An 11,053-nucleotide genomic window follows, 5' to 3' on the forward strand; every position below is an offset into this window, starting at 1 on the left:
TTTGAAGAGACTGAGCTAGCGAGTTGTACTTATGGAATACAATCAGATTCGAGTTTTAGAGGTTGTTCCATCATTGAGCAGAGCGGCGGGTGTGGCGCGTTTCGCGTACAATATGGCTCTATATCATGACGAACAACGCGTACATTATGATTTCTTGCATCACGCCATTATAAATGGTCAAATGATGCACGAGAAAACGTATGATCAAGATTTGCTTCAGCGTGGATCAAAGGTCTATACGGTTAACTATGCAGGCGCTGGTTTTTTGCGCTTTGTGAAAGAGGTTGGAGCTTTCTTTAAACAACATGGGTCTGAATATGACATCGTGCATTGCCAAATGCCTAATTCAGCCTTTTGCGTTTTACGTGATGCCAAAAAAGCGGGTATCAAGCACCGCGTTCTTCATAGCCATTTGAATAATAGCTCTGATAAGTTCTTGCACCGTGTGCGGAACATGCCATTGAACGCCATTGGTAAGTTATATGCGACGGATCGGTTGGCGTGTTCCGAAGATGCTGGTAGGTTCCTTTTTGGGAATAAACCTTTTACCGTCATTCGTAACGGAATCCCGATTGAACAGTTTGCTTATAACCCTGATCGATCGAATCGGTTGCGGGCGGAGTTGGGAATCGGGCTGGACGATCCAGTGATTGGCTGTGTCGGACGAATGGTCAAGCAGAAGAATTACCCATTTGCGGTAAAGGTGTTTGCACAATTTTTGAATCGGCGTCCTGATGCCAAATTGGTGTTTATCGGCGATGGCACCGATCGTGCTGAACTTGAACAGGTAATTCATGATGAAGGTGTAGCTGCATCGGTTTTGCTACTGGGCGTTCGAGAAGATATAGATCAATTATATTCAATGTTCGACGTCTTTTTCATGCCATCACTGTATGAGGGACTTCCGGTGTCATGCGTAGAAGCACAAGCTGCTGGTCTCCCTTGCGTATATTCTATGGATGTACCGCATGAGTCGGATATCACAGGTACCGGCACGTTTGTCGATCGATCCGCTGACTTATCGGAATGGGTCAAGGCACTGGATCAGGCATCGCAGGAAAATCGGTTGGTGCAAAACCCTCGTTTACTTGCTGAACGCGGATACTCGGTCAAGGATAATGCCGAAGTGCTTATGCAGTATTATGAACATTTGATGGCAGACGGGCAATGATTGGATGGTAGGCAAATGAATCTATTGGATGTAAAAATAAGGCCATCCTTTTTCTATTATCTATGTTTTACCTTATATGCGATTTCTAATGCATTGACTTTAACAAACTTTCGAAATATTGAAAACTTGTATATTTATCCTGTTTATCTATATGTTAGAGTATTCTGTGCGATTGTTTTATTTATAATAATTTTTTCAGATTCTCAGATACGATTAAAATTATTTTTTTTATGGCCTTTATTTATTCTCTTAGGATTATCGACTTACTACTCTGGTAGCTGGAATTTCTTATTGCTTGTTCTTTTTGCTGTTGCTTCCAATGATGTCGATATAAAAAGACTCGCTCGTTTTGTTGTCGTAATATATAGCTTGATTCTTGCTGTGACATCGATAAGTTCAAAAATTGGTCTCATTCCCTCTTATCCTATCGTTGGGGATGGGGGACTGGTTCGTGATCCAATGGGTTTCACTCATCCGAACACGTTCTCCGCTTTTGTGGTAGTGGTTTGTTGTGCCTTCGCGATATTAAGATTCCGAAAGTTTGAGATAGTTGATGCGCTAGTTTATCTATTCGGATTTTCTCTCTGCTGGATTATTGCGTATTCCAGAACTTCTTCTATTTGCATTATATTTATATGTTTTGTATCATTCTTGTTTTCCATAGGTAAGACAGAACGTTTCTTCAAAAATATCTATTCTTCTATTTCAGTTATTTTTCTTGCAGAATGTGTTGCTTCGCTGTATCTAATGGTTTATTTTAATAGTGGCTCTCAATGGATGAATATGCTCAATAGAGCACTTTCTGGAAGGTTGGATTTAGCAAATTATTTTTATACGAATTTCGGTGTTCTTCCATTCGGCTTGGACTATTCAAAAATTGTTATTGATTATAATGGCTATACATCATTCGTTGTTGATAATGCTTTTTGTCATTTAATGTTAGAATCTGGATATATTGTTGCGGTATTCTTTTATGCGATGTATTTCTATACACTTTTGAGGACGAAGGAGCGTTCCATATATACTTACGGGATGCTTTTATACGTTCCGGTAGCATTTTGTGAGACCTCTGCCTTTCTGGTTTGCTTTAATTTTTCGTTAATAGCTATGTTCAGGTTGTCCAAAGGCTCTTTGAAAAACGTTAGTGAAAGATCATTCGTATGAAAACATTATTATCCATAATAGTTCCCGTATACAATACAGCATTACCCTTATTGGAAAAATGTCTTGATCCATTCACTAGGTATGACGATTCCCGTATTGAATTGATAATAGTAGATGACGGATCAAATGAGCAAACGGCTAAATTTCTTGACAATATAGAATTTGCCTGTTCCTCCAAGATTATTCATGTGGAAAATGGTGGTCAGAATCATGCAAGAAATATTGGAATCTCGAAGGCTTCTGGTAAGTTTGTTGGGTTCCTTGATAGCGATGATTCTGTTGATCTCATTGTTTTGGATCAGATGTTAAATGACAATTTATGGAACAATGATATCATTGTATACTGCGCGAGTATTGTCAACAGCCGTGGTGACATTGTTGGCCAAATGTGTAAGACAAATTCTGTATCTAAAAGAGAATATATAAGAAATTGTGCGGAATTATGGCTTCAGTTTATAAGACTAGATTTTCTAAAAGATAATGGTGGGCTATTCCTTTTCGAAGGACAGTGTATTGGGGAGGATCTTGCGACCATTCTACCTTTAGTTATCAAGGCTAGATACATAGCTTATACGAATTATGCTCTGTATCGCTATACGAAACATCAGGGTAGTGTCATCCATTCATTGGATTCTGATTCGCGTCTGTCCGTTCTAACAGCTTTCAACCGCCTACTGTCAGTTCTTACCGATGACGAATTTAGGGAGTTTCATGATGAAATTGAGTGGCAGGTAATTAATCATATTCTTAATTATGAAACTCGTTTTCAGCTCTCTTTCGGGAGAAGGGGTCTACATAGTGTACAGACGATGAGAGGGTGGGTTGAGGCTAGATTCCCAAATTGGAAATTTAACCCTTATATTAAGCAAGAGATTTCAAAACAAGGGTTGCGTCTAAGAATAGCGTTAAATCAAAATTATATATTGCTGATGGTTTTACAGTATTTTAATTATCTGTTCCGTCGCTGATTTGTTTGTTGTATATACTGTTGGGAGTGACATGATAATAACTAAGAATGACTTGAAGGATTATCTAAGGGAAGATCGCAGAGTTCAGCCACCAAGTAACCTTCTTATAAAGAGATTATTTGATCGCATCTATAAGATTAAAACATTGATGAGAATATGTGAATATCATAAGAATAATATGAAAGGAAATATTTATCATACTATTTTATTTTATTTTTTCTATACCTTGTATCTTAGGGTTGAACATGCTTGCTGTTCCGATATTGGTCTAAATGTCTTTGATAAAGGGCTTGTAATCTGGCATCCGGAGAGAATTATTGTTAATTCAAATGCCAAAGTTGGTCGTCACTGTAGCCTATCTAGTGGAGTTGTGATTGCCCAGGCGCACGATAAGAGTCCAATTATCGGCAATGAAGTAGAGTTTATGATCGACAGTAGTGCATTAGGAGATATTGTTATTGCGGATCATGTGCGTATTGGAGCTAAGGCTTTAGTTATTAAGGACATTGAGGAGCGGAATACTACTTGGGCTGGTTTGCCGGCGAAAAAGATTAGCGATAAAGGTACGGTTGAAACCCCTGTGCCTATCCCCTGATACGTATTCCTGATTTTACCGGTAATTTATAAGGTTGTATGTAATGGCTCTTAAGACTAAACGTTCGGATATTGTTTGGAATTATGTTGGCACGATTGTTTCGATGACCAGCGGCTTCATATTGCTTCCACTCCTGATGAGATTCCTTTCCGGTGATGAATTGGGATTATGGTATGTGTATATAGCCATTGCTAACTTAGCAATGCTTTTTGAATTTGGCTTTACTCCCACTTTTTCTCGCAACATTGTATATGTCATTAGCGGTGCTCGTGTTCTTAGCGCTACTGGACGAACATCCTCGATAGGTGCAAGCATCGATTGGCATTTGTTGAACACTGTTATACGTGCATCTAAACTTATATATGGTGCTATCGCGGGTATTGCTCTCATTTTGTTGTCTACTGTAGGTACGGCTTATATTGCCTTTATCACCGGTGATGTTCAGGGAGGTGGTCATTGGGCTGCTTGGATATTGTTTTGTATGGCGACCTTCTTCAATTTGTACTTTTTGTACTCCATAGCTAGTTTGCGTGGTTACGGTGATGTTGCTGGCGAGAATCAAGCCAAAACAATCTCCAAAATAATGCAACTCATAATTAGCGGTATTTTGCTTGTTCTAGGGTATGGCCTTTTGGGTGCGTCCATCGGGTATTTTGCTAACGCGTTGGTGCTACGCGGCTATGCTATCGTTCGTATGCGGAAGCATAAGGACATTGAGATCGGGAGGTCTAACGACCATAGCTGTATTTCTTTTAGGGAAATAACGTCTGTTTTAGGAACTATATCGCATCTTGCTTGGCGCGATGGTTTGGTGGGGCTCGCGACATATGCATCTACACAGGCAACCTCTATTCTTTGTTCTATTTTTCTATCGCTCGAACAGACCGGCACATATTCAGTACTGCTTCAGCTGGGGACAGCGATATGTAATTTTGCTGCGGCATATCCGCGATCTTTTTTCCCGGCTATGCAATCGGCATATGCGGAAGCCGACGTGAATAAGCAACGGTCCATTATTTCTTCCGGAATCGTCACTTATTGGATTATGTTTTTGCTTGGGACGATTGGTGTGATGGCAGTGATTCTCCCCTTGCTGCCATTACTTAAGCCCGGGATAAAGGTTGATTATATATTATTTGCTGTGTTATGTTTGTATCTTTCCTTGCTGCAGCAACATTCCATTTTCTGCAATTATATTATTAGCATGAATGAAATTCCCTATATGCGTGGTTTTATAACTGCCGCCGTTCTTGGATGTGTGTTTGTTTGTATTTTTTGCGGACCTCTTCATATGGGTGAATGGGGTCTTGTAATTGGCCAAGCCTTTTCGCAAATTATTTATAATAATTGGAAATGGCCCCATTATCTTTGCAAGAAAATGGGAATTTCATATATCAATCTTTGGACAAATGGATTATCGTTTTGGAGGATGCGCTTGACGAAATTCATCGGCAAATAGGTCCGTCCCATGTTCGGCCACATGTGGTATGTGCTAAAATGCATATAATACTGGTCTGTTTTAATATGGTGTATTGTCATTGAAAGGCATGATCGGTAGATTGTTATCATCATCGAGAGATGAAGGTGTCTAATGGGATCTAGTAATAAATGGCATCGGTGCATAACTCGCATCATTGCTGTTGCAGCGGGTACCGCTACATTGTTGGGAGCAGGGGCAATTGTCTCTACTTCGTCTGCGAATGAGACGCAATTTCAATCTGCTGCTCAGGTTTTTAAGCTGTACAACGAAAGTTCTGCGAATAACGCTAAAATTTTTTGGCGTAGTGTGTCGGGAGCTGATAAATACTTGGTGTATCGCGTTTCCGCGAGCGGGAGAAAGCTCGTAGGTTCGACATCTGGTACCAGCATCGATGATTATGGTTTGTCTGTCGGGACGTCCGTTACATACGATGTAGTCGCATATGCAAACGGTAAAAGCTTGGGGACTGCCACTTCTAACACTGTTTCCACTTTCACCCCGACGAACATTTCTACGAAGCACGATAATGTGACTCCGCCCAAAATGAATGCGGATTCAATGGCGCAGATCACTGCTCCATATTATGATTCGCAGCTATTAGACGCGAATACGACACCAATCAACAATGGTGGTTATAAATTTATTCGTGGCGATGCTTGCCCCAGCACTGATCAGCTTGCGAAGTATTGGTCCATTCGTAATCCAAGGAAAATTGACCAAAGACGCTCTTGGATCCAGATGAAGACCACTACTGCACAGGGCGTAAGTTCGGTTTATCTCAACCAGTCTACGACATGGGATTTCACTGCGCAGATTGATGACTCTGAGCATCCCGCCTATTTCCAGTGCCATACGGATGAACGCATTAAAGATGTGAAGACCGGAAAGGCGTGGGAGCTTGACAACAGCCGTCTTGAAGGCACCACTGAGATAAAGCGTTCCTCCGATGGTCATGCTTTCTTTTACGCTCATTTGGAGGGTAATGGCGGATATGATCGTGCCGCCTTGCTGTTGGTCGATATCGATCCGGATAAAGGTGTGGTAAATACCTATGCGGATCGTCCGTTGGGTCTTGATGTGCGTGATTTGACCTCATATGTTGAGGGTAAAACCATGTACATTACCGCTGCTACCAATAACAATAAAGATGTGGCTATTATCAAGCTGAACAGCGACTGGAGCGCTCCCGAAAGTCTTGTTGCTACGGTGCTTAAGGGCAAGCGCAGGGAGGCTCCAAGAATATACAAGATCGGTGATTACTATTACTTGTATAGTTCCGCGACAATGGGGGCTTACCCATCTCAGACTAAGTACATGTTCTCGAAGAATCTATCGAGCGGCTGGTCTGACTTGATTAATTTGGGTAACGCCACCGCAAGTGACGGGCAGTTCCGTTGGCTGCGAACGGATTCCGGTACGAAACGTACTACATATACGGAAGTTGTCAGCCACTGGGGAGCTAATCGTATAGCGAAAACTTACCTAGGTAATGTTGTGCGTCTTAATCCGATTGCCATCAATGGGACGTATCAGGCTGCTTCATGGTATCCAGAGGTCGATATTGATGACGTCTATGGTGCAGTGCCTGTGCAAAACGGCAAGAATATCTCCTACGGGCTCACCGTCGCTGATTCTGAGAACGGCAATACGAAGCTATTGACGGATGGCAGCGATTCTGAGGACGCCCCTGCTGTTAATCATTCGAAGAAGCCATATACGGTGACCATCGATTTGGGAACCGTGGGCAAGGTCAAGGAAGTTGATTTCAGCTCACGTGTCATTCAGGATCCGATTACTTATAACAAGTACAGGATTTCCGTCTCCACCGATGGAAAAACATATACTGATGTTGCAAACGGTAGCTCCAGTCATTTTTCCGGTTTCATTCCGAATAGAATTGATGATTCCCAATCGGCCCGATATGTTCGTCTGACCATGCTCGATTGGCCTATCGTGCAGGGATCTGGCTCTATATATAACCCAGCAAAGGAAGGTCTCTTCGAGATTTCCGTATATGGCAGCATCCCTCAGGACACTACCAAGCCGGTGTTCTCCGGTGTGGGTAATGCCAGTATCACGAGTGGCACGAAGTTCGATCCGAGGGCTGGCGTAACCGCCAGGGACGACCGTGACGGGGACCTGACCAGCTCTATCAAGGTCAGTGGAAGCGTCAACACCGCCAAGGCCGGCACTTATACGCTGACCTATACCGTTTCCGACCGGGCCGGTAACACCGCCACCGTGACTCGTAAGATTACGGTGACTTCTGCGCCTGCACCGCAGACCAAGTACGCCGTGAAGTTTGACTCGAACGGTGGCTCGTCCGTGGCATCACAGTCGGTGACGAAGGGCGCGAAGGCAACCCAGCCGAAGGCCCCGACCCGTTCCGGCTACACGTTCAACGGCTGGTACACCGCGAAGACCGGTGGATCGAAGTACGACTTCAACAAGGCCGTAAACGCCAACCTCACCTTGTATGCCCAGTGGTCGAAGAACCAGCAGCCTTCGGCGAAGATCACGTTTAAGGACGTGAACACGAAGACTCCGCACGCGGACGACATCAACTGGCTCGCATCCACCGGTATCTCTACCGGTTGGAAGGAGTCGGATGGTTCCTACACGTTCCGTGGCATGAATTCGGTGAAGCGTCAGGACATGGCCGCGTTCCTGTATCGACTGGCCGGCAGCCCCGCGTTCGACGAGACCAAGGCGAAGAACCCGTTCAAGGATGTGAACGCGAAGACACCTCACTACAAGGAGATTCTATGGCTCTCGTCGACTGGTATCTCTACCGGTTGGAAGGAGTCGGATGGTTCCTACACGTTCCGTGGCATGAATTCGGTGAAGCGTCAGGACATGGCCGCATTCCTCCACCGGTTCGCGACCCACATGAATGCGAAGCCGACTTTAGGCAAGGTTGTCTCCTTCCGGGACGTGAACGCGAAGACCCCACATGCGGATGACATCAACTGGCTCGCCCGTACCGGTGTGACCGCAGGATGGACCGAAAAGGATGGCTCCAAGACGTTCCGTGGCATGAACGACGTGGTGCGTCAGGATATGGCTGCCTTCCTCCACCGCATGAAGACCAATGTAACTAAGTAATCACATTTGTCTTCTTTCTGAGGGGCTGTGGATGGTGCTTCTTTTGCGGGAGCATCAGCCACAGCCCTTTTGCTTTTGCGGTATGGAGTCGTAACCGGCGGCGTTTCTCCAATGAGGAGAGCGGCTCGATACGCTGCTTGGTCGGAGACGTTTTTGTCGCGCAGCGTGCTTTAGGCGACCGAATTCCTGCTGAAACCGGCGCGGCAAAGTCGTGCCGACTCTTTGCCGACTTTGGTGACGAGTTCGGGGTGTGGTGATAAATTGGGCAGATACTAAGTCGTGATATCGGAAGATGGAGAAGTCGTTGACTATCGGAGATCTGTTCCAAATACTGCGAAAGCACCTCGTATCGGTGATCATCTCGTTCGTGGTGGTGTTCGCAGCCGTTGCCGCGTATACGTTCCTGGCCCCGCCGAAGTACACGGCGACGTCCGAGCTGTTCGCCACCTATTCCGGGCAGTCCGATTCGGCGTCGCTGAGCACGTCCGAAATCAGCTCGGGCGCGTCTTACCTGTCCACGCAGATCAAGACGTATCCGCAGCTGGTGAAGACCGAGGCTGTGCTGGATCCGGTCATCAATGAGCTCGGACTGGACATGGACTCCGACACACTCGCTGAAGTGGTCACCGCGACCAACCCGAGCAACACGTTCATGGTCGACATTTCCGTCGAGGTCGGCGATCCGCAGCAGGCATCCGACATCGCGAACAGCGTCGCGCAGAACCTGTCGAAGCAGATCTCGTCGTCGCTGTACACCGGTGACAGCCAGAAGTCGCCGATCAAGCTCACCGTCGTCAAGAAGGCTCGTGTTCCCGAATCGCCGAGCTCGCCGAAGGTGCCGCTGTATCTGGCCGCTGGCGTGGTGCTGGGCATCATCGTGGCCGTCGGCGTCGCGCTGCTGCGCGACATCCTGAACACCAAGGTCGATACGTCGGATGACGTGCGCGATCTGACGCACTCCTCATCCATTGGCAGCATCCCGGACGACGAGTCCCTGGACGACACCCGTCCGGCCATCGTCGCGCAGCCGAACGGCGTCATCGCCGAAGAATACCGACGCGTGCGCGCGAACCTCGACTTCCTGCGCTCCGGCGAGCAGTCCGGCGGCCGTCTCATCGTTATCACGTCCACCGATCCGTCCGAAGGCAAGACCACCACGTCCGTCAACACGGCCGTGGCCCTCGCCGAGGACGGCAAGAGCGTGTTGCTCATCGACGCCGATCTGCGCCACCCGTCCGTCGCACACAAGCTCGGTCTGGAAGGCCACGTCGGCCTGTCGCATATCCTGTCCGGTCAGGCGTCGCCGCTCGAGGTCGTGCAGCAGTACTGGAAGCCGAACCTGCACGTGCTGCCTGCCGGCAAGCGCCCGGCCAGCGCCAGCATCCTGCTCAACTCCGATCTCATGCGCGAACTCGTCGAACAGGCGCTGACGCAGTACGACTATGTGATCATCGACACCACGCCGCTGTCGGTGTCGAGCGACGCGACGATCTTCGGCCGTATGGCCGGCGGTCTGGTGCTCGTGGTCGGCAAGGGCGTCGTCGAAAAGAAGGAGCTCGCGTCGATGGCGGAGTCGCTGAAGACTGCCGAAGTGCCGATTCTCGGCTTCATCTTCAACTTCGCCGACGCGAAGAAGATGCATTCGAGCAACTACTACTATTACGAGGATGCGCCGGCGGGCAAGCGCGGCGGCAAGAAGAGCCACCGCCGTCACCGGTAAATGCCGGTAAGCACCCGATTGGATCGGTACTTACTGGTAAAGAATCTCCGGTAGACACCGGGACGATCTCTGATAACGGACATACAGTCGATCAAGATGATGAAATCGGCTGTATGTCCGTTTTTTGTATTCGCGGTGGATGGCGTGATTCTTTCCTGTGATCTACGCGTGTGATTGATGTGTCGGGTGCGGCTGACGTGCGTGGCGCTGCTGGTTGTTTGTTGTTGTGTTTGTTTGTTGGCTGGTTGTGTGTTGTTGTGTGTTGTTCGACACGCCGGTGTTGGTGGTTTTTTGGGTTGGTTGGGTTGGTGTTGTGTGGTGGTGTGGGTGGGTTTTTGCTGGTTTTTGGGTGTTTGCGACACGCCGATGGATGGTAGTGTTTGCAGTGGTTTTGGGGTGGTTGGTTTGGGTTGGGTTTGCGTTGGTGGCGGGGGTGGTGTAAGTTATTCACTCGCTGCCGCTGAGCGGTCCGGTTCCTTCCGGTTGGACGGGTTCCGGGTTCTGGTTCGGCGTGTGGTGGTGGTTTGAGAACTCAAGAGCGTGTTTGTACTACTTTTTAGAGTCAATGTTTTGATTGCCAGTCCGCTTGCCTCCTCTGGCCGTTTCGGCCGGGGGTTCTGCGAGAGCAGGTGATGGTGAGCGGGGTTTTTGTGCGAACGTCCTTCCTTATAGGATGTTCCGTCAATATGTATTGAGAGTCATCTGTCGATGCTCTTTCATGAGTTTTTTGTGGAGGGTTCGATTCTGGCTCAGGATGAACGCTGGCGGCGTGCTTAACACATGCAAGTCGAACGGGATCCGACCAGCTTGCTGGTTGGTGAGAGTGGCGAACGGGTGAGTAATGCGTGAC

Annotated in this window: 7 protein-coding genes and 1 rRNA gene; all 8 read left to right on the forward strand. The window is 47.1% G+C overall.

What is annotated here, in order from left to right:
* The first annotated feature begins 31 nt into the window (after positions 1–31).
* Complete coding sequence (locus DSM100688_RS09405) at positions 32–1,171, forward strand: glycosyltransferase (protein WP_152358838.1); 1,140 nt, start codon at positions 32–34, stop codon at positions 1,169–1,171.
* Between the two features lie 15 nt (positions 1,172–1,186).
* The gene (locus DSM100688_RS09410; protein WP_152358839.1) at positions 1,187–2,335 is read left to right on the forward strand and encodes a hypothetical protein; all 1,149 of its coding nucleotides are present in this window, start codon (positions 1,187–1,189) and stop codon (positions 2,333–2,335) included.
* Complete coding sequence (locus DSM100688_RS09415) at positions 2,332–3,303, forward strand: glycosyltransferase family 2 protein (protein WP_152358840.1); 972 nt, start codon at positions 2,332–2,334, stop codon at positions 3,301–3,303. Before DSM100688_RS09410 ends, DSM100688_RS09415 begins: the two co-directional genes overlap by 4 nt.
* 31 nt (positions 3,304–3,334) lie before the next feature.
* Entirely contained in the window at positions 3,335–3,898 is a 564-nt protein-coding gene (locus DSM100688_RS09420; protein WP_152358841.1) for an LbetaH domain-containing protein, read from the forward strand.
* A 43-nt stretch (positions 3,899–3,941) separates the two neighbouring features.
* A complete protein-coding gene (gene wzx / locus DSM100688_RS09425; protein WP_152358842.1) occupies positions 3,942–5,357 on the forward strand; it encodes an O-unit flippase-like protein in 1,416 nt (471 codons plus the stop codon).
* A 579-nt stretch (positions 5,358–5,936) separates the two neighbouring features.
* Positions 5,937–8,483 (forward strand): InlB B-repeat-containing protein, encoded by a 2,547-nt coding sequence (locus DSM100688_RS12120; protein WP_170286287.1) that lies wholly within the window; start codon positions 5,937–5,939, stop codon positions 8,481–8,483.
* 304 nt (positions 8,484–8,787) lie between these two features.
* A complete protein-coding gene (locus DSM100688_RS09435) occupies positions 8,788–10,203 on the forward strand; it encodes a tyrosine-protein kinase domain-containing protein (RefSeq protein ID WP_152358844.1) in 1,416 nt (471 codons plus the stop codon).
* A 726-nt stretch (positions 10,204–10,929) separates the two neighbouring features.
* Positions 10,930–11,053 (forward strand): 16S ribosomal RNA (locus tag DSM100688_RS09440); the annotation flags it as partial.

The organism is Bifidobacterium ramosum (genome assembly GCF_009299505.1).
Classification (GTDB): domain Bacteria; phylum Actinomycetota; class Actinomycetes; order Actinomycetales; family Bifidobacteriaceae; genus Bifidobacterium; species Bifidobacterium ramosum.

Coding starts and splice junctions, on each gene's coding strand:
- wzx (WP_152358842.1), top strand. CDS start 3,942: ATGGCTCTTAAGACTAAACGTTCGGATATTGTTTGGAATTATGTTGGC.
- DSM100688_RS09405 (WP_152358838.1), top strand. CDS start 32: ATGGAATACAATCAGATTCGAGTTTTAGAGGTTGTTCCATCATTGAGC.
- DSM100688_RS09410 (WP_152358839.1), top strand. CDS start 1,187: ATGAATCTATTGGATGTAAAAATAAGGCCATCCTTTTTCTATTATCTA.
- DSM100688_RS09420 (WP_152358841.1), top strand. CDS start 3,335: ATGATAATAACTAAGAATGACTTGAAGGATTATCTAAGGGAAGATCGC.
- DSM100688_RS09415 (WP_152358840.1), top strand. CDS start 2,332: ATGAAAACATTATTATCCATAATAGTTCCCGTATACAATACAGCATTA.
- DSM100688_RS12120 (WP_170286287.1), top strand. CDS start 5,937: ATGGCGCAGATCACTGCTCCATATTATGATTCGCAGCTATTAGACGCG.